General features: G+C 67.0%; 18 protein-coding genes. 5 read left to right on the top strand and 13 right to left on the bottom strand.

All coding sequences use genetic code 11. The features are described from left to right. Positions 1-135: 135 nt before the first annotated feature. From cysK to tcdA, 3 genes are read right to left on the bottom strand one after another with little or no spacing between them, the layout of a single operon-like run. A complete protein-coding gene (gene cysK, locus B0920_RS15960; RefSeq protein WP_078033654.1) occupies positions 136-1,068 on the bottom strand; it encodes a cysteine synthase A in 933 nt (310 codons plus the stop codon). A 31-nt stretch (positions 1,069-1,099) separates the two neighbouring features. Then, positions 1,100-1,651, bottom strand: a complete 552-nt coding sequence (locus B0920_RS26150; protein ID WP_078033653.1) for an FKBP-type peptidyl-prolyl cis-trans isomerase — start codon at positions 1,649-1,651, stop codon at positions 1,100-1,102. 30 nt (positions 1,652-1,681) lie between these two features. Next, complete coding sequence (tcdA, locus tag B0920_RS15950) at positions 1,682-2,569, bottom strand: tRNA cyclic N6-threonylcarbamoyladenosine(37) synthase TcdA (RefSeq protein WP_078033652.1); 888 nt, start codon at positions 2,567-2,569, stop codon at positions 1,682-1,684. A gap of 87 nt (positions 2,570-2,656) precedes the next feature. Between tcdA and pdxH the strand changes: the two genes are divergently transcribed. Continuing rightward, positions 2,657-3,865, top strand: a complete 1,209-nt coding sequence (gene pdxH, locus B0920_RS15945; protein WP_078033651.1) for a pyridoxamine 5'-phosphate oxidase — start codon at positions 2,657-2,659, stop codon at positions 3,863-3,865. 236 nt (positions 3,866-4,101) lie between these two features. Next, positions 4,102-5,313, top strand: coding sequence for a cyclopropane-fatty-acyl-phospholipid synthase family protein (locus B0920_RS15940; protein ID WP_078033650.1), 1,212 nt, complete (start codon positions 4,102-4,104; stop codon positions 5,311-5,313). Positions 5,314-5,545: 232 nt separating this feature from the next. Here B0920_RS15940 and msrA read toward each other — a convergent pair whose 3' ends face one another. Further along, on the bottom strand, positions 5,546-6,088 hold the full coding sequence (msrA, locus tag B0920_RS15935; RefSeq protein ID WP_078033649.1) for a peptide-methionine (S)-S-oxide reductase MsrA: 543 nt from the start codon (positions 6,086-6,088) through the stop codon (positions 5,546-5,548). 192 nt (positions 6,089-6,280) lie between these two features. Here msrA and B0920_RS15930 point away from each other — a divergent pair, with 192 nt between their 5' ends. Together B0920_RS15930 and B0920_RS15925 are read left to right on the top strand one after the other, a co-directional pair. Further along, positions 6,281-6,790, top strand: coding sequence for a flavin reductase family protein (locus tag B0920_RS15930; RefSeq protein WP_078033648.1), 510 nt, complete (start codon positions 6,281-6,283; stop codon positions 6,788-6,790). Positions 6,791-6,937: 147 nt separating this feature from the next. Then, positions 6,938-8,140, top strand: coding sequence for an acyl-CoA dehydrogenase (locus tag B0920_RS15925; protein ID WP_078033647.1), 1,203 nt, complete (start codon positions 6,938-6,940; stop codon positions 8,138-8,140). A gap of 40 nt (positions 8,141-8,180) precedes the next feature. Here B0920_RS15925 and B0920_RS15920 read toward each other — a convergent pair whose 3' ends face one another. Both B0920_RS15920 and B0920_RS15915 read right to left on the bottom strand, forming a co-directional pair. Then, positions 8,181-8,498 carry a multidrug efflux SMR transporter gene (locus B0920_RS15920; protein WP_078033646.1) on the bottom strand — a complete coding sequence of 106 codons (318 nt, stop codon included), beginning with the start codon at positions 8,496-8,498 and terminating at the stop codon, positions 8,181-8,183. 150 nt (positions 8,499-8,648) lie between these two features. Continuing rightward, on the bottom strand, positions 8,649-10,955 hold the full coding sequence (locus tag B0920_RS15915; RefSeq protein ID WP_143745801.1) for a hypothetical protein: 2,307 nt from the start codon (positions 10,953-10,955) through the stop codon (positions 8,649-8,651). A gap of 260 nt (positions 10,956-11,215) precedes the next feature. Between B0920_RS15915 and B0920_RS15910 the strand changes: the two genes are divergently transcribed. Then, on the top strand, positions 11,216-13,336 hold the full coding sequence (locus B0920_RS15910) for a bifunctional diguanylate cyclase/phosphodiesterase (RefSeq protein ID WP_078033644.1): 2,121 nt from the start codon (positions 11,216-11,218) through the stop codon (positions 13,334-13,336). Between the two features lie 262 nt (positions 13,337-13,598). Here B0920_RS15910 and B0920_RS15905 read toward each other — a convergent pair whose 3' ends face one another. The 7 genes from B0920_RS15905 to fba all read right to left on the bottom strand — a co-directional run bounded on the left by B0920_RS15905 (position 13,599) and on the right by fba (position 21,011). Next, positions 13,599-14,282: an OmpW family protein gene (locus B0920_RS15905; protein WP_078033643.1), complete on the bottom strand. Its 684-nt coding sequence runs from the start codon at positions 14,280-14,282 to the stop codon at positions 13,599-13,601. Positions 14,283-14,342: 60 nt separating this feature from the next. Next, positions 14,343-15,704 (bottom strand): SGNH/GDSL hydrolase family protein, encoded by a 1,362-nt coding sequence (locus B0920_RS15900; protein WP_078033642.1) that lies wholly within the window; start codon positions 15,702-15,704, stop codon positions 14,343-14,345. A 261-nt stretch (positions 15,705-15,965) separates the two neighbouring features. Then, positions 15,966-17,003, bottom strand: coding sequence for an L-threonylcarbamoyladenylate synthase (locus B0920_RS15895; protein WP_078033641.1), 1,038 nt, complete (start codon positions 17,001-17,003; stop codon positions 15,966-15,968). Then, entirely contained in the window at positions 17,000-18,196 is a 1,197-nt protein-coding gene (locus B0920_RS15890) for a 5-(carboxyamino)imidazole ribonucleotide synthase (RefSeq protein ID WP_078033640.1), read from the bottom strand. Before B0920_RS15890 ends, B0920_RS15895 begins: the two co-directional genes overlap by 4 nt. A 4-nt stretch (positions 18,197-18,200) precedes the next feature. Beyond that, positions 18,201-18,698, bottom strand: coding sequence for a 5-(carboxyamino)imidazole ribonucleotide mutase (gene purE / locus B0920_RS15885; RefSeq protein WP_078033639.1), 498 nt, complete (start codon positions 18,696-18,698; stop codon positions 18,201-18,203). A gap of 3 nt (positions 18,699-18,701) precedes the next feature. Then, positions 18,702-19,598, bottom strand: a complete 897-nt coding sequence (locus B0920_RS15880) for a phosphoribosylaminoimidazolesuccinocarboxamide synthase (RefSeq protein ID WP_078033638.1) — start codon at positions 19,596-19,598, stop codon at positions 18,702-18,704. Positions 19,599-19,946: 348 nt separating this feature from the next. Beyond that, positions 19,947-21,011, bottom strand: a complete 1,065-nt coding sequence (gene fba / locus B0920_RS15875) for a class II fructose-bisphosphate aldolase (protein ID WP_078033637.1) — start codon at positions 21,009-21,011, stop codon at positions 19,947-19,949. Between the last annotated feature and the right edge of the window lie 11 nt (positions 21,012-21,022).

Raw genomic sequence — 21,022 nt, 5'->3', positions numbered from 1 at the left:
TTGTTTCGATGTGCGGGTCAGGTAGCGGCCACTACTTCGGCCACGTCTCATGCATTTCGCCCTTGGCCTCGGCAACCGCATTGGCCCGGTTGGCTCGTTGGCCAGGGGCCAAAATCGCACGCGGAAGCTCGGCGCCTACCCTGCCAGGTTCGCGTACAGGGCCGTGCTCAAATACCGCTCGCCGAACGACGGGATGATCGTCACGATCATCTTCCCGGCATTCTCCGGCCGCCTGGCCACCTGCACCGCGGCCCATAGCGCCGCCCCCGACGAAATCCCGACCAGGAGCCCCTCCTCGCGCGCGGCCGCGCGCGCGGTCTCGAAGGCGTCCTCGTTCTTCACCGTGAGCACCTCGTCATAGGCCGAGGTATTGAGCACCTGCGGCACGAAGCCCGCGCCGATGCCCTGGATCGGGTGCGGCCCCTTGGTTCCTTTCGAGAGCATGGGCGAAGCCTCCGGCTCCACCGCGATGGCCTGGAAGGAGGGCTTGCGCGCCTGGATCACTTCGGTCACCCCGGTGATGGTGCCGCCGGTGCCCACGCCGGCCACCAGGATGTCGACCTTGCCGTCGGTGTCGCGCCAGATCTCCTCGGCGGTGGTGCGGCGGTGCACCTCGGGGTTGGCGGGATTGTTGAACTGCTGGGGCATGAAGCAGCGCGGGTCGGAGGCCACCAGCTCCTCGGCGCGGCGGATCGCGCCCAGCATGCCCTCGGCACCGGGCGTGAGCACCAGCTCGGCGCCATAGGCGCGCAGCAGCATGCGCCGCTCGTTGCTCATGGTCTCGGGCATCACCAGCTTGCAGCGGTAGCCGCGCGCGGCGCACACCATCGCGAGCGCGATGCCCGTGTTGCCGCTGGTGGGTTCGACGATGATGGTGTCAGGCTTGACCAGCCCGGCCGCCTCGGCGGCCTCGATCATGGCCAGGCCGATGCGGTCCTTGACGCTGTGCGCCGGATTGTGGAACTCGAGCTTGCCGAGGATCTCGGCCCCGCTCCCGGCGCCCAGCTTGCGGATCCTGACCAGGGGTGTGTTGCCGATCAGCTCAGTGACATCGTTCGCGATTCTCATGCCCGTCCTCCGCTTGTCGAGTCTATGGGATTTACTTCACTTCCATCAGTTCCACGTCGAAGATCAGGTCGGCGTCGGGCGGGATCACGCCACCGGCGCCGCGCTTGCCGTAGGCCAGCGCGCTGGGGATGATCAGGGTGCGCTTGCCGCCCACCTTCATGCCCGCCACGCCCTGCTCCCAGCCCTTGATGACGCGGCCGGCGCCGAGCTGGAAATCGATCGGGGTGCGCCCCGCGTCGAGCGAGGAATCGAACTTGCGGCCGCGCTGCTTGGGCGCGAGCGGCTTGTGCAGCCAGCCGGTGTAGTTGACGTAGACGTGGCTGCCGAGGGTCGCTTCCTTGCCCTTGCCCACCACGCGGTCGATGATCTCGACCTGGGGCGCCGGCGCGGCCGGCGGCTCAGGCTGGACCGGCGGGGCCTCGACCGGCGGCGTGGCCGGCGGGGTCGCGGGCGGCGTGGCGCTCTGCTGCGTCTCGGGCGGCGGCTGGGTGGTAGGCTTGCTGGCGTCCTGCTGGGTGCTGTCCTGCGCATGCACGCTCGCGGCGGCCAGCAGCAGGGCGAGGAAGGCGGATCGACGTATCATGGGGGTTCCGTGTGAAGGATTCAACGGAGCCTATGATAGCAAGGCCTCTACTCCTTGCACAGTTTGCACTGCCGCGTCCTCGCGCTCCTGGGTGGCGGCCGCGTTGGCGGCCTCGGCCAGCTTGCGCAGCACCTGGCCGGCCGCGACCATGCCGAAGGTGGCGGTCACCACCATGCTGGAGCCGAAGCCCGCGCAGTTCAGGCCGGTGACGCTGTTGGGATCGACCGCGCAGGCGTCGCCGCTCTCCGGATAGCGCAGCGGCTCCATCGAGAACACCGCGTCGATGTGGTACTTGTTCTTTTCGCCACGCGCGAAACCGTATTGGGCGCGCAGGATCTTGCGCACCTTCTTGAGCAGCGGTTCCTGCTCGGTGCGCGCGAGGTCGCGGATCTCGACCTTGGTCGGATCGGTCTGCCCGCCGGCCCCGCCCACCGTCACCAGCGGTATGCCGTTGGCGCGGCACCAGGCGATCAGGGCCGCCTTGGGCTTGACGCTGTCGATGGCGTCGATCACGTAGTCGAAGCCCTTGTCCGCCACCATCGCCGGGATGTTGTCCACGTCGATGAAGTCTTCGACCAGGGTGACCTTACAGAAGGGATTGATCTCGGCGATACGACGCTGCAGGGCTTCGATCTTCGGCAGGCCGATGGTCGAGCTGAGCGCCTGGATCTGGCGGTTGACGTTCGATTCGGCCACGTTGTCGAGGTCGATCAGGGTCAGGTGGCCGATGGCGCTGCGCGCCAGCGCCTCGACGACCCACGAGCCGACGCCGCCCACGCCGATGACGCAAACGTGCGCCGCGCGGAAACGTTCCAGTGCACGCTCGCCATACAGGCGAGCGATGCCCCCGAAGCGGCGCGCGAAGTCGACTTCCTCTTCCAATGCTGCCGCGAAGATATGCGTGTTGATGGTGTTCATCCCTATATTTTACCGGACGGAATTTTCGTGACTGCACTAAAATAACACCTAGTCAATCAAAAATTTTCGCGTGTCAACAATACGACAATGAACCAGGTCCTGCACGACGCCGCCCCCGATTTCGACCAGCCGATCGCCGTGCTCAAGCACTGCCACGGCCGGATCCGCAAGCAGCTTGGCACGCTGGAAAGATTGCTGTCCCACCTGCCCGAGCATGGCGCGGACGAGCAGGCGCGCCAGGCGGCCGAGGCCATCCTGCGCTACTTCGACAAGGCCGCCCACCTGCACCACGAGGACGAGGAGCAGGATCTGATACCGATGCTGCGCGCGGTCGCCCAGGGCGAGGACGCCGCCACCCTGCAGGCCCTGGTTCCGGTGATCCTGCAGGACCACAAGGACATGGACGCGCTGTGGCAAGACCTGCACGAGCAGCTCAGCCTGATCAAGGAAGGCGGCGCAGCCACGCTCTCGGCCAGCGCCGTGCAGCGCTTCGTGCAGCGCTACACCTCCCACATGGAACGCGAGGAAAGCGTGGTCGCGCCGATGGCGCTGCGCCTGTTCTCGCCGGAACAGATGGCCAGGCTGGGCGCCGCCATGCAGGCGCGCCGCGGCATCGGGGCCGCGCCCCAGGCCCAGTCCAAGGACACCTCGGCCATCGGCCAGGCGGTGGCCGACCTGCGCAAGGACTATGGCCAGGCCAGCCTGAGCGAGGACGACGTGCTGGACGACCCGATGCTCCAGTTCACCAAGTGGTTCGAGCAGGCGCTCAAGGCCGAGGTCAACGAGCCGAACGCGATGTCGCTGGCCACGGTCGCCCCGGACGGCCGCCCCAGCTCGCGCATCGTGCTGGTCAAGCAGTTCGACGAGCGCGGCTTCACCTGGTACACCAATTACGAGAGCAAGAAGTCGCAGGACCTGGCGGCCAACCCCCAGGCCGCCCTGCTCTTCTTCTGGAGCGAGCTGGAGCGCCAGGTGCGCATCGAGGGCCGGGTCGAGCGCACCTCGGCCGAGGAAAGCGACCGCTATTTCCGCAGCCGTCCGCTCAAGAGCCGCCTGTCGGCGATCGCCTCGCGCCAGAGCGCGCCGATCGAGAACCGCGCCGCCCTCGAAAGCAACTACGAGGCGGTGGCCCAGCAGGCCGGCGAGGATCCGGCGCGCCCCGACAACTGGGGCGGCTGGCGCCTGGTGCCGGAACGCCTCGAGTTCTGGCAGGGCCGCCGCTCGCGTTTCCACGACCGCATCGTCTACGAGCGCCAGGCCGACGGCAGCTGGACGCGCCAGCGCCTGCAGCCTTGACACCGCTTGAGCTCCCTCAAAATGGAGTGAGCTCAGCACGGCTTTGCGCAGCCTGCTATGCTTGATAGTGAACTGTTAAGCCAGATACTGGTCTCAGCTATTTCCCACTCTGGCTAGATGGCGCCCGGCCCCTGACGCGCAGCCCCCGACCGCAGGCAGGCGGCGACGGACGCCCCACCGTTGGCAATCGCAAGGCCGGCTGGCAGCCTCGGCCGGCCACCACTTCGGAGGTGACCGTGTTCGACCAGATCAAGCTCTCTGCTTGGAGCGCAGGCTTGCGCAAACAGTTGTCCATCCCGCTGCGCGTGGAACTCTGGAACGGAGAGCAGATCGAGCTCTCCTCCGAAACCCCGCGCGTCACCATCCGCGTGCCCGACAAATCCGCCTTGCGCTACCTGAAGGACCCGTCGCTGTACAACCTGGGCCGTGCCTACGTGGAGGGGGCGATCGAGGTCAAGGGCCGGGCGGCCGACATCATCGACGTCGGCAACGCGCTGGCCGCCTCCGGGGTCATGGACGACAAGCCGCGCGGCCTGCTCTCCGGGTTGCGGCTTGGTTCGGCGCACACGCGCGAGAAGGACGCCGAGGCGATCCGCTACCACTACGACGTCTCGAACGAGTTCTACGCCGCCTGGCTCGATCCGAACATGGTGTATTCCTGCGCCTATTTCGAGAACGGCGACGAAGACCTGGCCACGGCCCAGGTCAAGAAGATCGACCACATCCTCAAGAAAATCGACCTGCGGCCCGGCCAGACCCTGCTCGATATCGGCTGCGGCTGGGGCGCCCTGGTGCTGCGCGCGGCCGAACGCTTCGGCGCGCGCTGCGTGGGCGTCACCCTGTCGGAAAACCAGTTCCGGCTGGCGCGCGAGCGGGTCCTGATGGCTGGCCTGCAAGACCAGGTCGAGATCCGCCTGCAGGACTACCGCGACGTCGAGGGCAGCTTCGACCGCATCACCAGCGTGGGCATGTTCGAGCACGTGGGCGTGCAGCACCTGCCCGAGTATTTCTCGCGCGTGAACCAGCTGCTGGCGCCGGACGGGGTGGCCATGAACCACGGGATCACCACGACCGACGTCAACAACGGCTCGACGCCCTATGGCGGCGGGCAGTTCATCGACGAATACGTGTTCCCGGACGGCGAGCTGGCCCACCTGGCGACGGTGGTGCGGGCGATGCAGGAAGGCGGGCTGGAAGTGCGCGACGTGGAGAACCTGCGCAAGCACTACGCCCGCACCTGCGCGATCTGGACCGAGAACTTCGAGAGCAATGCGGAGCACATCCGCACCCTGACCGACGCCAAGCGCTTCCGCATCTGGCATGTCTACCTGGCCGGCTGCGCCTATGCCTTCGCACATGACCGGATCAGCCTGTATCAAATCGTGTGCGGGAAGGCGGGAGGCGACCCGGCTTCGATGCCGTGGTCGAGGAAGTACATGTACGGCTGAGTGCAGGGCCGGCGGCCTAGCTTCGGCCGCCGACCCTCGAGTCGTCATTCTCGGCACTGCCGAGAATGACTTCCCGCGCAGGCGGGAATCCAAGTTCGTCGAGCAGCCGATACGCACGCCTAAATTGAGTACCCGCGTCAGCAGTAAGCCATTTCGAGCAGTGCCGAAATGACGATCCGCAGCTGTCACTGCAAGGCTACACGGTGGCACGCCAGCGCCACCGAATCAGCCTTTACGCCTTCAAACGCTCCGCAAAAGTCTTCCGGAACTTCTGCACCTTTGGCGCCACCACGAATGCGCAATACCCCTGCAGCGGATGCTGCGCGAAATAGTTCTGGTGATAATCCTCCGCCTTGTACCAGGTCTCTTCCGGCACGATCTGGGTCACGATCGGCGCATCCCAGACCGCCGCCATCTCGGCCATCACCTTGTGCGCCGTCGCATCCTGTTCCGGCGAGGTAGTAAAGATCACCGAGCGGTACTGCGGCCCCACGTCGTTGCCCTGGCGGTCGGGCGTGGTCGGATCGTGGATCGTGAAGAAGATCTCGAGGATGTCGCGGTAGCTGATCACCGAAGGATCGAACTCCAGGCGCACCACCTCGGCATGGCCGGTGGTACCGGTGCAGACCTGCTCGTAGCTGGGATTCACCACCTGTCCGCCCATATAGCCCGATTCCACTTTCGTCACGCCCCTTGCCTCGAGGTACACCGCCTCGACGCACCAGAAGCAGCCGCCACCCAGGATGGCGACTTCGGTTCTCGCTTGCTCACTCATATTGACCCCGACATCTGTTTTCTATATTGACTAATGTAGCGCAAACGAGTCGTCCCTGCAGGATACCGGCCGCCCGGCCTCCGTTCTGTTGGCAGGATGGCACGCCATTTGGCATTTTGTTGTCTGGAAACGGGCGAGCCCGGCAAGGAATCGCGCGTCGGTGGCATAATGGCGCCAACATCCAGGGTCCCAATGAACACACGCTCTCCCCGCGCCACCGCGCGCGGTTTCGATTCGACGCATTTCCGCCTCGCGCTGTCGCAGTTCGCCACCGGCGTCACCGTCATCACGACGCGCCTGGAGGACGGCAGCTTCCGCGGCCTGACCGCCAGCTCCTTCAATTCGGTGTCGCTGGAGCCGCCGCTCGTCCTGTGGAGCCTGGGCGTGGGCGCCAACAGCCTGCCCATCTTCAGCGGCAATTCCCACTACGTGATCAACGTGCTGGCCGCCGGCCAGGAAGAACTGGCCCTGCGCTTCTCGCGCCGCCGCGACAATCCCTTCCAGGGCGTCGACTACGAACTGTCGCGCACCGGCCAGCCCATCCTGAAGGGCGTCTCGGCCTGGTTCGAGTGCCACAACCGCAGCCGCTACCCTGAAGGCGACCACGTCATCTTCGTGGGCGAAGTCGAGGATTGCCAGGTGCATCCCCAGCCTTCGCTGATCTTCCATAACGGCAAGTTCGGCAGCACCCCGACGCCCTGATCCCGCCGGGGGCCGGTCTTGCCCTCACACCAAATCTGAAAAATCCTGTCGCTGTTTCAAAAGATGCAGCCGGGCCGGCTTCCTATAATGATCAGGCTAGGCTGGCTGCGCCCGCCGTCTTACAAGAACCCAGAGACAGGATTTCCGATGACCCCTTCCGATTCGCCCCGCAAGACCAGCCGCACACAATTTCACTGGGATGACCCGCTGCTCCTGAACAGCCAGCTGAGCGACGACGAGCGCATGGTGCGCGACGCCGCCGCCGCGTATTGCCAGGACAAGCTGCAGCCGCGCATCCTGGAAGCCTTCCGCCACGAGCAGATGGACAATTCGATCTTCCGCGAGATGGGCGAACTGGGCCTGCTGGGCCCGACCATTCCCGAGGAATACGGCGGCCCGGGCCTGAACTACGTGGCCTACGGCCTGATCGCGCGCGAAGTCGAGCGCGTCGACTCCGGCTACCGCTCGATGATGAGCGTGCAGTCCTCGCTGGTCATGGTCCCGATCTATGAGTTCGGCAACGAGGCGACCAAGCAGAAATACCTGCCCAAGCTGGCCACCGGCGAATGGATCGGCTGCTTCGGCCTGACCGAGCCGAACCACGGTTCCGACCCGGCCTCGATGGTCACCCGCGCCCGCAAGGTCGAGGGCGGCTACTCGCTGACCGGTTCCAAGATGTGGATCACCAACTCGCCGGTCGCCGACGTGTTCGTGGTCTGGGCAAAGGACGACGAAGGCGCGATCCGCGGCTTCGTGCTGGAAAAAGGCTGGAAAGGCCTGTCGGCCCCGGCCATCCACGGCAAATTCGGCCTGCGCGCCTCGATCACCGGCGAAATCGTCATGGACAATGTGTTCGTGCCTGAAGAAAACGCCTTCCCGGAAGTGCGCGGCCTCAAGGGTCCGTTCACCTGCCTGAACTCGGCGCGCTACGGCATCGCCTGGGGCGCACTGGGCGCGGCCGAAGCCTGCTGGCACACCGCGCGCCAGTACGTGATGGACCGCCAGCAGTTCGGCAAGCCGCTCGCGGCCAACCAGCTGGTGCAGAAGAAGCTGGCCGACATGCAGACCGAGATCACCCTCGGCCTGCAGGGCTGCCTGCGCCTGGGCCGCATGAAGGACGAAGGCACGGCCGCCGTCGAGATCACCTCGATCATGAAGCGCAACTCCTGCGGCAAGGCGCTGGACATCGCCCGCGTCGCGCGCGACATGCTGGGCGGTAACGGCATCTCCGACGAGTTCGGCATCATCCGTCACATGGTCAACCTCGAGGTGGTCAACACCTACGAAGGCACCCACGACATCCACGCGCTGATCCTGGGTCGCGCGCAGACCGGCATCGCCGCGTTCTGATGCTTCCAGCGCGGGCGGCCTACGCCGCCCGCCGCTTCCTTCAGCTCGACGAGAGCTTCATCAAGACCAGCCCCGCCACGATCAGCACCGCGGCCAGCACGCGCAATGGCGTCAAGACCTCGCCCAGCACCGCCACCCCGACCACGAAGGCCCCGACCGCGCCGATGCCGGTCCAGATGGTATAGGCGGTGCCGAGCGGGATGCTGCGCATCGCCAGGGACAGCAATACGAAACTGGCCACCATCGTGACCGCCATGACGAGCGTGGGAATGACTTGCGTGAAGCCGTCCGAGCGCTTCATGGCGAAGGCCCACACGACTTCGAAGACACCGGCGACGAACAACATGATCCAGGCCATGACCGGCCCTCCTCACAGGAAAGCCGGGCCGTCCCGGAACGGATACCCTCGACGAGGGGAAGGTCGTCCTTCTGCAGAAGGGGCGCAGCGCCCCGATGCCGGAATTCTACCCTGTCCGCGCCATCCTGGCAGCGGCCCGCCTTCCCCGGCTCAGACTTCCCACTGCATCTGCACGGTCAGCGCGCGCCGCTTGCTGCCTTGCACGGGCTGGCGGTCGTCGACATAGCCGGTCGAGACCGAGCGCCCGTGGCGCCAGCGGTAGCGATACAGCAGGGAGCGGTGGATCTGGCGTTCGTTCCAGGCCGGCAGCTGGGTGATGCCGTCGTCGCGCCGCGCGGCCCAGGTGTTCTGGGCCAGCAGGCGCAATGAATCGCGCGGACTGAAATGCAGCATGGCCAGCCAGCGCCAGGCATTGTCGGCGAAGGCCGGATGGCCCAGCGTACCCTGGACCCAGGCCCGGTTGACATGGTGGTCGGCTTCCAGCGCCCAGCCGCGCGGCAGCTTGAAACGCAGGTTGGCGTCGATGGTGACGTTGCCGCCGGGTCCCACGCGGTCGGCGTCGACGTCGAGCTGGCGGCCGAGCGTGACCTCGGCCGCGATCTTGGCCACCCAGGGCGCGGGCACCGTCTCCAGGCCGAAGTGCAGGGCCGGCGTATGGTGCAGCTTGCCGAACTGGCGCGCGCGCTGGCGGTCAAAGCCGAGCTGGGTCCACATGCGGGTCTGGTAAGGCGCCGAGAACCAGAAGCCGGGCCGGATCTTGCGCTCCACCACCTCGTTGCCGCGCTGCTCGCCGTGGCGGTCGCGCAGGGTGCGGATCTCGTGCAGCCCCAGGTGGGCCTCGAACTCGTAGAAGTTCACCGGCAGCGGCCCCAGGCGGCTCTGCTGGCCGAGGATGCGGTTGATGTCAAGATTGAGCTTGACCACGCCGGCTTGGGGCACGAAGCCGTTGTCGTTCACGAAGCCGGGCGCGATCGCCTCCACCTCGGCCTCGTTCCACCAGGCGCTCGAACTGTGGATGGCCTTGGCGCGCAGGTAGCCGCCGCCGCGGCGCGCCGTGCGCACCAGGGCCAGCGCCTGGTCGAAGCCGGCGTCGGTGCGCGCATGCATCGCGCTCAGCACGAACTGGCGCTGCACGCCGTCGGCGCCGGTCGCGCGCCACTGGCCGTCCAGGCCCAGCACCTGGTTGGCGCCGAAGGCGCCGTAGTCGCGCCGCGAGGCGAAGGCGCCCAGCAGCAGGCCGTCGCCATGCCAGCGGGTACGCACCAGGGTGGCGGTGGATTGCCGCGCCTGCTGGTATTCCTGGGTCTCGTAGGGCCGCCCGCGCAGCACCAGCCCGCCCGGGTCGTCGCCCAGGCGCATCGCGGTGGCGTCCATCTGCGCGGAGCGCCAAGTGGCGCGCGCGCCCCACTGCGGGTCGAACACGGTGCGCGAATAGAAGGCGGGAAGGCCCAGGCCCAGCACGTCGGAACTCTCGAGGAAGAAGCCGCGCTTCTCGGGCAGGCTGAGGGCGATGTTGCTGGCCCCGCTCGAGACCGGCTGGTCAACCTCGATCTGCGAATAGTCGGGATTCAGGATGCCGTTGAAGACCCAGTCGGCGCGCGGCCGGACATTGACTTCGAGGCCGGCCTCGACGGCCGAATCGCGCCCGCGCAGCCCCTCGTGGCGGTTGCGTTCGGCGCGCAGGGTGAGTTCGGGACGCAGCTCGATGAAGCGGCGGTCGCGCACCGTTTCCACGGTCGTGCCCATGCCCTCGATCCCGCGCAGGAAGACCAGGTAGTTCAGGGCGTCGGTCTCGAGCGGCGCGCTGACCAGGAGCATGCCGTCGGCGTGCGGCACGCTGCGCTCGACCATGACCTGCCAGTTGCGTCCGCCCGCATAGGGGAAGCGCAGGCTGGCCAGCGGCCAGCGCACTTCCATGCTGTAGCCGTCGGGGAGGATCTTGACGGCGGCGTCGATCGGGAAGTCGGGGCCGAGGTCGGATTCGTCGTCGTCGGCGCGGTGCACGCCGTCGCTCACCACGCCGGCGGTGTTGATGCGCACGAACTGGGCGGCGCGGCCATGGCCCACCGGGTCGACCCACAGGCCGATGAAGTCCTGGTCGAGGTCGACCTTGTCGCGCCGCGCCAGGGTGCCGCGCAAGGCGCCGGGCAGCGTGTCCCAGGCACGGATCGCGAACACCAGCGCCTGGCCGTCGACCAGCAGCTGCACGCTGGTGCGCAGCGCCGCCGGCACCGCGACGCCGTCGCGTGGATCGTGCTTGTGGAAGTCCTCGTAGACCGGCACGTTGCGCCATGCCGGGTCGTCCAGCACGCCGTCGATGCGCGGCGTCTCGGCGTCGGCGATGCGGGTGGCGTGCAGGCCGCGGCGGGTCTCCGACTCGCCTGGACGCGGTTCGGCGCCGGCTTCGCCGGCCAGCAGGGCCGTGGACAGGAACAGGTGGTGAAGAGGTCGCAACACGGGCAGGAAGGCAAAGGGTCGGGTCTTCGGCAACGACGAATCGAGGTCGGCGGCAGACGAAAAGTGTATCACGGCAATTGTATTTTATGAAACCTTTTTGCCCGAAGTGATGCTGCGTGCATCGGCGTGAAAACTGATGCATTCCGTACACATACTTGCCCTTTTTTCAATCGAGCGACCCTGCATCGAACCGCTTTTGCGCTACCATCGGTTATCCTTGCTGCCTAAGCTGGCCGTCTCACTTACCAACCGTCCGCGAGATGCATACCCCGCCCTCCGCTCAGGATACCCCCTCATCGGAACCCGCTTCCGACGATAGCGTGCGCTCACTATCACTTGAGCTACTGCTGAGCAATTTACCGGGCGCGGCCTACCGCTGTCTCAACGATCGCGAGTGGACCATGGAGTTCGTCAGCGACGGCATCGAACAGCTCACCGGCTATACCGCTTCCGCCTTCGTTGCCCAGCCTGGGCTGTCCTACGCCAGCCTGGTCCATCCCGACGACCGCGCCCTGGTCTCGCGCGCGATCACCGCCGCACTGGAGGAAGGGCGCCAGTTCCAGGTGACCTACCGCATCCGCTGCGCCTACGGCAAGGAAAAATGGATCTACGAACAGGGCGCGGCGCGCGAGGACGTCGACGGCACGACGGTGGTGGAGGGCTTCCTGTCCGACTACACCCGCATCCGCCAGGCCGACCTGCTGGTGCTGGAGCAGGCCTCCTTCCTGCAGCGGGCGCGCGACGCCATCGTCGCCATGGACATGCAGTCGCGCATCACCTACTGGAACCTGGGCGCGGAACGCATGTACGGCTGGAGCGCCCAGGAGGCGCGCGGAAAGAAGTTCAGCGAGCTGCTGTGTGACGATCTGGCGGCCTACCAGTCGGCCTTCGAGACCACGCTGTCCGATGGCGAATGGACGGGCGAAGTGATCCATGTGCGGCGCGACGGCACGGCGGTCGAGATCGATACCCGCTGGACCCTCTTGCAGCCCGACCAGACGCTCGGGGCCTGCCAGAAGATACTGATGATCGGCACCGACATCAGCGAGCGCAAGCACAACGAAGCCAAGATCTTCCGCCTCGCCTTCTTCGACCCGCTGACCGACCTGCCCAACCGCGCCAACCTGCTCGACCACCTGCGCCGCGCCCTCCTCGGCAGCGCGCGCACGCGCAAGTGCGGGGCCCTGATGTTCTGCGACCTCGACAACTTCAAGTTCCTCAACGACAGCCAGGGCCATGCGGCCGGCGACATGCTGCTGCAGGCCGTGGCCCGGCGCCTCGAGCATTGCGTGCGCGAGGCCGACATGGTGGCGCGCTTGGGCGGGGACGAGTTCGTGATCCTGATCCACCCGGTCGAGGACACGCGCGAGTCCGCCGCGGCACAGGCCGAGACCGTGGCGGCCAAGGTGGTGGCGGCGATGACCGCGCCCTTCCAGCTCGGGCAGATCAGCTACACGCTCTCGGTCAGCGTGGGCGTGGCGACCCTGTGCGGCACCAGCGACACGGTGGAATCGACGCTGCGCCAGGCCGACGCGGCGATGTACCAGGCCAAGGCGGCGGGGCGCAACACCTTCCGCTTCCACGATCCGGCCGCGCAGGCGGCGTGGTCGGCGCGGGCCGAGCTGGAAAACGGCCTGCGGCGCGCGTTGCGCCACGACGAGTTCATGCTGCACTACCAGCCCCAGCTCGACCGCGGCGGCCACGTGATCGGGGCCGAGGCCCTGCTGCGCTGGCGCCTGCCGAACGGGCGGGTGCTCTACCCGGCCGAATTCATCCGCGCCGCCGAGGAAAGCGGCCTGATCGTCGATATCGGCAACTGGGTGCTGGGCACCGCCTGCGCCGAGCTGGCGCGCTGGCAGGCCCATCCGGATACGGCCGGCCTGACCCTGTCGGTCAACGTCAGCGCGCGCCAGTTCACCGAACCGCATTTCGTGGCCACGCTGCAGCGCATCTTCGAGCACACCGGGGTCGACCCCAGCGGCCTGAAGCTGGAGCTGACCGAGAGCCTGGTGGTGACGGATTTCAGCCAGACGGCGCACACCATGGCCATGCTCAAGCGACGCGGGCTGTCGTTCTCGCTGGACGACTTCGGGACGGGGTATTCCTCGCTGGCCTACCTGCGCAAGCTGCCGCTGGACCAGCTCAAGATCGACCACAGCTTCATGCGCGACGTGCTGACCGACCAGAACGACGCTTCGATCGTGCGGTCCATCATCGCGCTGGGGGACAGCCTGGGGTTGCAGGTGATTGCGGAAGGGGTGGAGACGCCCGGGCAGCGACAGTTCCTGCTGGATGCGGGGTGTCACATCTACCAGGGCTTCCTGTACCAGCGGGCGCTGAGTGCGGAGCATTTCACGCAGTATGCGCGGGCTTTGCATTGAGTGCTTTCTCAGTGCGGAGCATTTCACGCAGCATGCGCGGGCGTTGCAGTGAGTGCGTGGCGAGCGCGGGCGATGGCGGTGTGCTGGCAAACTTGGATTCCCGCCTGCGCGGGAATGACGTGCTGAGAGAGTTGGCCGGAAAGTTGGTAGTGGCCTGCTGCCCTTGAACGTCGTTCCGGCGAAGGCCGGAACCCAAGTTTGCGTGCAGACCACGAAATAAAAAGGCCCGCCAAAGCGGGCCTCCAACAGCGCTAACTCACGCTCAGAACTTATACCCCACCGCCAGCACCACCGACACCGGATCCAGCTTCATGTGCTGACGCTGACCAGTCGAGAAGTTGACGTCGGTACGCAGACGGGTCTTGTTGACGGTCAGGTCGCCGAACCAGCGCTGGTTGAAGTTCACCGCCATGCCGGCCTGCACCGTGTAGGTGAACTTGTTGTCGATGCTGAAGGTCGTCGGCACGTTGCTGCCCGGGTTGGTCACCGCGGTCATCTTGAACGAACCACGCTCCTTCATGAAGTAGGCGTAGGTCGCGCCCAGGCCCACGAAGGGACGGAAGGTCGCGGTCGGCTCGAAGAAGCGGTACTGCAGGAAGGCGGTCGGCGGCAGGGCCTCGACGGTGCCCAGCTGGCCGGTGCCCTCGATCGCGCCGGCGCCGTAGATCTTGTGCTTGTACGGGGTGCCCAGCGCCACCTCGGTCGAGATGTTGTCGGTCAGGCCGTAGGCGAAGATCAGCACCGGCTGGATGTCGCGGCCCACCGAGGCCTTGGTGCCCGGCAGGGCCGGCGCGCTGATGTCGCCGCTCTCGACCTTCGGGGTCAGCTGGTTGAGGCCGAACTTGGCGGTCAGCTGGCCTTTCGACTGGGCCGACGCGGTCGACGCGCAGGCCAGCGCCGCGGCCACACCCAGCATCTTGACGACGCTATTGAAACGAACTTTCATGTTTTCTCCTGATTCTCGTGTGATGGGCCCGCCCTCTCGCGGGGCGGGCCTGCCGCAGCCTTACAGCCAGCCCTTGATCGCCATGTCCTTCAGGACGTAGCGGGCGATGAGGTTGTTCTCGAACGGGGTCGGGTGGACGTCGTCGGCGAACATGTAATGGCTCACGTCACCTGCCACCGTGTTGCTGTTGGTGCAGATCAGGGAGGTGGTGCCCAGCGGGTTCGGGCCGCAGGCCGGGGTGCTGGTGTTGGTCAGGCCGTAAGGCGCCGGATTCTTCACCTGGTCATTGCTGACGCTGTACAGGTCGACGTACAGGATGCGCGCATCGTTGACGTCGATGTTGGCTTTCAGCTGGGTGTTGAAGGCGTTGACCATGGCGGTGACCAGCTGCTGGATGGCGGCCGGACGCGACTTGGCGGCCGGGGTGCTGGCCACGTCGGGCAGGTTGGCGACCACCACGTACCTGGCGCCGCGGCCCACCAGTTCATTGCGCACCAGGGCGGCCATTTGCGCGCCGGCCTGGCCGACTTCGGTCACCATGCGGGTGGCGTTGGCGGTGGCGTAATCACCGGCGGCCTTCAGGCCCGCGGCGCTGCCGTCGGCCTGGGCCTTGGTCACCATCGGACCGTACACGGCCGGCGAAGCGACGGCCTGGTTGCCCGGCTGGGTGGCGGCGGCGGTCACGGCCGCCTGCACCACGCTGGCGTCGGTCTTGCCCGGACGCGCGTTCTCGGTGGCGATCGCCAGGCCGATGGCTTGCGCCGCGGCTTGCGGGTTGGTGGCGCCGGCCGCCAGCTGCATGGTCAGCGAGGTGGCGAAGGCCTGGGCGCCGGCGGCGGTGCCGGCGGCCTGGATCGCGGCCATCTGCATCAGCACGTCGTTGCCGCCCGACAGGACGGTCACCAGCTCGGTGCCGGTGAACTTGCCGTTCACCTTGGCCACGTGGTTCGCGATCTGCGACACCAGCGGCAGGGTCATCTCGCCGATCGGCGAGCCGGTGGCCTTGTTGCCCGGGCCGACAGGGTTGGTCACGCGCGAACCGCCCTGGGCGTAGTTGAAGCAGTTCGGATGGTTGGTGATCGGAACGTTCAGGCCGCGCGATGCGTCGCCTTCCAGGCCGGTCTGGGCGGCGCACGGCGCCGGCAGGCCCAGCTGGGCAGCCATGAAATCGAGCCAGATCTTGCCGTTCAGTTCAGGATTCTTTGCGGTACCGTCACCGTTGATGGTGAACTTGCCGCCGCCTGCGGCCTTCACCGCGCCCACCGAATACGTGCCGACGTCCGAGAGGCTGTCACCGAAGGACACCTGATTGGTGAATTTGGTCTTGGGGGTCTGGTCGCCGCCTTTCGGGCTGGTGCCGCCGCCGCACGCCGCCAGGACCGCTGCCGTCAACAGGGCAAGCGCGAGTTTGGTTTGACGCATTGTGTCTCCTAACATGAATATTTTGTGAAACGAACGCCCGTGCTATTCGTATCCTGATTAATATGCCAGTGTTCAATTCGCTTGTATAGCGAATTCGGTTGCTCGGCCGTACTTTTCATGCCACATGAGTAACACTGGCGAATCGGCCAAAAGGTGGGGGATTATAGCGCCGGGCTTGTTTGCCCAGAAGGACTATTTGGCTTGTGCGCAACACAAAGACGGGGCGCTTTGCGCCCCGTCAATATCAGGTGCGGAGAATGCTCAAGCCGCCGGCTGCTGGTTCAGCAAGCCGTGCACGATGCCGGTCGAACCGTGGGCTGCGCGCCGCAGGCGGTCGTTGACGCCGAGCCAGGGGCCGTCCTTCGGCGGTGCCTCGACCAGGATCAGGTCGGCGCCCTGCCCGTCCATCGCGCGCAGCGCCGCATACAGGGCGTGGGCGAAGCCGTCGGGGGTGGCCGGCAGGCGCAGGGCCGCGTGGGTGGGCGGCATGTCGGTGTAATGGATCAGCGCCACCTTGCGGCCGGCCTTGGCCATCGCGGCCAGGGTGGCGGACAGCATCGCGCTGTCCTGCATCGCCACCGGGGTGTGGGGCGCGTAATGCGATTCCAGGGTGCCGGAAGCGCGCGGCGCGGCGGCGTCGGGTGCGGCCGGCATGCGGTCGATCACGGCGGCGATCGCCTCGGCGCTGATGTGCCCGGGGCGCAGCAGCACCGGGCCGTGGCTGGCCAGGCGCGACAGGTCGACGATGGTCGATTCGATGCCCACCTGCGAGGCGCCGCCGTCCAGCACCATGGCCACCGAAGCGTCGGCGCCGAACTCGTCGCGCACATGCTGGGCCAGGGTTGGGCTGACGTGGCCGAACTTGTTGGCCGAGGGCGCGGCCACGCCGCCGCGGCCGTCCTTGAAGGCGCGCAGCAGCGCGATCGCCACCGGGTGCGAGGGGCAGCGCAGGCCCACCGTGTCCTGGCCGCCGCTGACGGCGTCCGGAATGTTGGCGGCGCGCTTGAGGATCATGGTGAGCGGGCCGGGCCAGAAGGCTTCGGCCAGCGCGTGGGCTTCCTGCGGGATGTCGGCGGCCCAGTAGTCGAGCGGCGCCTCGGGCGCCAGGTGCACGATCACCGGGTGGTCCTGGGGACGGCCCTTGGCGGCGTAGATGGCCGCCACCGCCGCCGGGTTCTCGGCGTCGGCGCCGAGGCCGTATACGGTCTCGGTCGGGAAGGCGACCAGCTGGCCCGCCTCGAGGGCGCGCGCGGCCGCCGCGATGGCGGCCGCATCCAGTTCCTGCGCCGCGCTGGTCACGGCGCGATCCCCAGGATGGCGCAGGCCTGGGCCAGGCTGGCCTGGGCCTGCTCCAGGGTCGGCGCGACGAAAGTCACGTGGCCCATCTTGCGGCCGCGGCGCGGATCGTCCTTGCCGTACAGGTGCAGGTTGGCGCCCGGCAGGGCCAGCACGCGGTCCCAGGCCGGCTCGCGCGGGGTGTCGCTGCCCGCCTCGAACCAGACGTCGCCCAGGATGTTGAGCATCACGGCCGGTGAATGCTGGCGCACCTCGCCCAGCGGCAGGCGCGCCATCGCCCTCACCTGCTGGGCGAACTGGCTGGTGACGCAGGCGTCGATGGTGTAGTGGCCGCTGTTGTGCGGACGCGGGGCCATCTCGTTGACCACCAGGCTGCCGTCCTGCAGCACGAAGAACTCGATGCATAGCACCCCCACGTAGCCGAGTTCGGCGACGATGGCGCGCGCCGCGTCCTGGGCCTGCCTGGCGCAGGCCTCGGAGACGTTGGGGCCGGGCACGGTGGTGGTGAACAGGATGCCGTCGCGGTGCACGTTCTCGGCGATCGGGTAGACCACGGAGGCGCCGTCGGCGCCGCGGGCGGTGAGCACCGACACCTCGTAGGCCAGCGGCAGCATCTTCTCGAGCAGGCAGGTGACCCCTTTCAGCTCGTCGAAGGCCGCGCGCACGTCCTCGCGCGAGCGCACCCGCACCTGGCCCTTGCCGTCGTAGCCCATGCGCACGGTCTTGAGGATGCCGGGCAGCAGCTCGTCGCCGATGGCGTCGATGTCGGCATGCGAGGCGATGGTCTTGTGCGGGGCCGGCATCACGCCCGAGCGCGGCGCGCACTCGACGAAGAAACGTTTCTCGGCGATGCGGTCCTGGGCGATCGACACGCAGGCGGCGTTGGGCGCCACGAAACTGCGCTCGCCCAGCCAGGCCATGCTGTCGGCCGGGACGTTCTCGAACTCGGTGGTGATGGCGCCGCACAGCTTGGCCAGCTGCTCGAGTCCTTGCGGGTCGTCGTAGCCGGCCGTGATCAGGCGCTCGGCGACCTGTCCTGCCGGGCAGTCGGCGCTCGGTTCCAGCACGGCCACCTTGTAGCCCATGGCCTGGGCGGCGTGGGCGAACATGCGGCCGAGCTGGCCGCCGCCCATCACGCCCAGCCAGGTCGAGGGCGACGCGGCGGGCAACAGGGGAGTTTGCGGATTGCTGCTCATCGGATTACAGGGGGAGGGTCATGGCCTGGGCGGCGGCGGTCTGCTCGCTGCGGAACTGCTGCAGCTTGACGGCCAGCGCATCGTCCGTGGCGGCCAGCATGGCCACCGCGGTCAGGGCCGCGTTGGCGGCGCCGGCTTCGCCGATGGCGAAGGTCGACACCGGCACGCCTTTCGGCATCTGCACGATCGACAGCAGCGAATCCTCGCCGCGCAGGTATTTCGAGGGCACGGGCACGCCCAGCACCGGCACGATGGTCTTGGCGGCCACCATGCCCGGCAGGTGGGCCGCGCCGCCGGCGCCGGCGATGATGGCGCGCAGGCCGCGCTCGCGCGCGGTTTCGGCGTAGGTGAACATCTCGTCCGGCATGCGGTGGGCCGAGATCACCTGCGCCTCGAAAGGCACCCCGAACTGCTTCAGGACCGCCACCGCGTGCTGCATCACGTCCCAGTCGGACGAGGAACCCATGATCACGCCGACCAGCGGCTTGTTCTGCTCGCTCATCGTTCAGGCCTTCAGCTTCTCGCCGGTGAGGCGCTCGATGGCTTCGAAATACTTGGCCTGGGTTTTCTCGATCACTTCCGGCGGCAGGCTAGGCGCGGGCGCGGTCTTGTTCCAGTCCTTCAGGGTTTCCAGGTAGTCGCGCACGAATTGCTTGTCGAAGGACGGCGGCGACATGTCCGGGGCGTAGGAGTCGGCCGGCCAGAAGCGCGAGGAATCGGCGGTCAGCACTTCGTCCATCAGGTGCAGCACGCCATTGTCGTCGAGGCCGAACTCGAACTTGGTGTCGGCGATGATGATGCCCTTGGTCGCGGCGTACTCGGCGGCGGCGGTGTAGAGCTGGATGCTGACGTCGCGCATCTTGGCGGCCAGTTCCTTGCCGATGCGGTTTTCCATCTCTTCGAAGGAGATGTTCTCGTCGTGTTCGCCGATGTCGGCCTTGGCGGCCGGGGTGAACAGCGGCTGGGGCAGCTTGTCGGCCTGGCGCAGGCCGGCCGGCAGCTGGATGCCGCAGATGGCGCCGCTTGCCTGATAGTCCTTCCAGCCCGAACCGATGATGTAGCCGCGCACGACGGCCTCGACCAGGATCGGCTTGAGGCGCTTGGCCACGACGGCGCGGCCGCGCACCTGCTCCACTTCGTTCGGTGCGACCACGGATTCCGGCGCCACGCCGGTCAGGTGGTTGGGGACGATGTGGCCGAGCTTCTCGAACCAGAAGTCGCTCATCTGGTTCAGCACCATGCCCTTGCCGGGGATCGGCTCGTTCATGACCACGTCGAACGCCGACAGGCGGTCGGTGGTGACGATCAGGATCTTGTCGTCGCCGACAGCATAGTTGTCGCGCACCTTGCCGCGGCCCAGCAGTGGCAGGGACTGGATAGTGGATTGGTAGAGGCTGTTCATAGAAGGGATATCAGGAAAGCGGAACCGGCGGCTAGGGCCGCCGGTTGGGAAAGTCAGGCCTTGGGGGCCTGTCCAATGCATCATTTTACGTCAATTTGTATGCCGCTACCGGTGTTGAGGGCTGCGGCTGCCGCCTTCCGCCGGCCTTGGGGCCCGCGGCAGGCGCCTCTCGCCGTCATCCCGGCGAAGGCCGGGATCCAAGTTTGCTGGCGCTGCGACGACGCTTGAAGTTGTCGACTGCGGTGAGAAACTTGGATCCCGGCCTGCGCCGGGATGACGTTGGCGGGCGGTAGCGTGACGATCACTGCGCGGTTTCTGCAAAGTGATCGTCGCACCTGTTTGCTGGGCTTACTGCACGATCTGCGCCAGCTCGCCGGCCTTGTAGCGCTCGGCCATCTTGTCCAGCGGGATCGGCTTGATCTTGGACGCCTGGCCTTCGCAGCCGAACGCCAGGTAGCGCGCCTTGCACACTTCCATCGCCGCTTCGCGCGCCGGCTTCAGGTAGTCGCGCGGGTCGAACTTGGACGGGTTCTGGAACAGGTACTTGCGGATCGCGGCCGTCATCGCCAGGCGGATGTCGGTGTCGATGTTGATCTTGCGGACACCGTGCTTGATGCCCTCCTGGATCTCCTCGACCGGCACGCCATAGGTTTCCTTCATGTCGCCGCCGAACTCGCGGATGATGGCCAGCAGCTCCTGCGGCACCGAGGATGAACCGTGCATCACCAGGTGGGTATTGGGGATGCGTGCGTGGATTTCCTTGATGCGGTCGATCGCCAGGATGTCGCCGGTCGGCTTGCGGGTGAACTTGTAGGCGCCGTGCGAGGTGCCGATGGCGATCGCCAGAGCGTCGCACTGGGTACGCGCCACGAAGTCGGCAGCCTGCGCCACGTCGGTCAGCAGTTGTTCGCGGGTCATGGTGCCGTCCGCGCCGTGGCCGTCTTCCTTGTCGCCCTTCATGGTCTCGAGCGAGCCCAGCACGCCCAGCTCGGCTTCGACGGTGACGCCGATCGAGTGCGAGAACTTGACCACTTCCTTCGAGACTTCCACGTTGTACTCGTAGCTGGCGACGGACTTGCCGTCGGCTTCGAGCGAACCGTCCATCATCACCGAGGTGAAGCCGGAACGGATCGCGGCCATGCACACCGCCGGCGACTGCCCGTGATCCTGGTGCATGACCACCGGGATGTGCGGGTAGGCTTCGACGGCGGCGTCGATCAGGTGGCGCAGGAAAGCTTCGCCGGCGTACTTGCGCGCGCCTGCGGAGGCCTGCATGATCACCGGCGCGTTGACCGCGTCGGCGGCAGCCATGATGGCCTGCACCTGCTCCAGGTTGTTGACGTTAAATGCGGGAAGGCCATAACCGTTTTCGGCGGCATGGTCCAGCAGTTGACGCATTGATACGAGTGCCATGGGTTGTCTCC

The sequence above is a fragment of the Massilia sp. KIM genome, from assembly GCF_002007115.1.
In the GTDB taxonomy this organism is placed as follows: domain Bacteria; phylum Pseudomonadota; class Gammaproteobacteria; order Burkholderiales; family Burkholderiaceae_D; genus Telluria.
Note: the sequence above shows the minus strand (reverse complement) of the source record. Positions and strands in the feature narration are given on the sequence as shown.

Coding starts and splice junctions, on each gene's coding strand:
- cysK (WP_078033654.1), bottom strand. CDS start 1,068: ATGAGAATCGCGAACGATGTCACTGAGCTGATCGGCAACACACCCCTG.
- B0920_RS26150 (WP_078033653.1), bottom strand. CDS start 1,651: ATGATACGTCGATCCGCCTTCCTCGCCCTGCTGCTGGCCGCCGCGAGC.
- tcdA (WP_078033652.1), bottom strand. CDS start 2,569: ATGAACACCATCAACACGCATATCTTCGCGGCAGCATTGGAAGAGGAA.
- pdxH (WP_078033651.1), top strand. CDS start 2,657: ATGAACCAGGTCCTGCACGACGCCGCCCCCGATTTCGACCAGCCGATC.
- msrA (WP_078033649.1), bottom strand. CDS start 6,088: ATGAGTGAGCAAGCGAGAACCGAAGTCGCCATCCTGGGTGGCGGCTGC.
- B0920_RS15930 (WP_078033648.1), top strand. CDS start 6,281: ATGAACACACGCTCTCCCCGCGCCACCGCGCGCGGTTTCGATTCGACG.
- B0920_RS15925 (WP_078033647.1), top strand. CDS start 6,938: ATGACCCCTTCCGATTCGCCCCGCAAGACCAGCCGCACACAATTTCAC.
- B0920_RS15920 (WP_078033646.1), bottom strand. CDS start 8,498: ATGGCCTGGATCATGTTGTTCGTCGCCGGTGTCTTCGAAGTCGTGTGG.
- B0920_RS15910 (WP_078033644.1), top strand. CDS start 11,216: ATGCATACCCCGCCCTCCGCTCAGGATACCCCCTCATCGGAACCCGCT.
- B0920_RS15905 (WP_078033643.1), bottom strand. CDS start 14,282: ATGAAAGTTCGTTTCAATAGCGTCGTCAAGATGCTGGGTGTGGCCGCG.
- B0920_RS15900 (WP_078033642.1), bottom strand. CDS start 15,704: ATGCGTCAAACCAAACTCGCGCTTGCCCTGTTGACGGCAGCGGTCCTG.
- B0920_RS15890 (WP_078033640.1), bottom strand. CDS start 18,196: ATGAGCAGCAATCCGCAAACTCCCCTGTTGCCCGCCGCGTCGCCCTCG.
- purE (WP_078033639.1), bottom strand. CDS start 18,698: ATGAGCGAGCAGAACAAGCCGCTGGTCGGCGTGATCATGGGTTCCTCG.
- B0920_RS15880 (WP_078033638.1), bottom strand. CDS start 19,598: ATGAACAGCCTCTACCAATCCACTATCCAGTCCCTGCCACTGCTGGGC.
- fba (WP_078033637.1), bottom strand. CDS start 21,011: ATGGCACTCGTATCAATGCGTCAACTGCTGGACCATGCCGCCGAAAAC.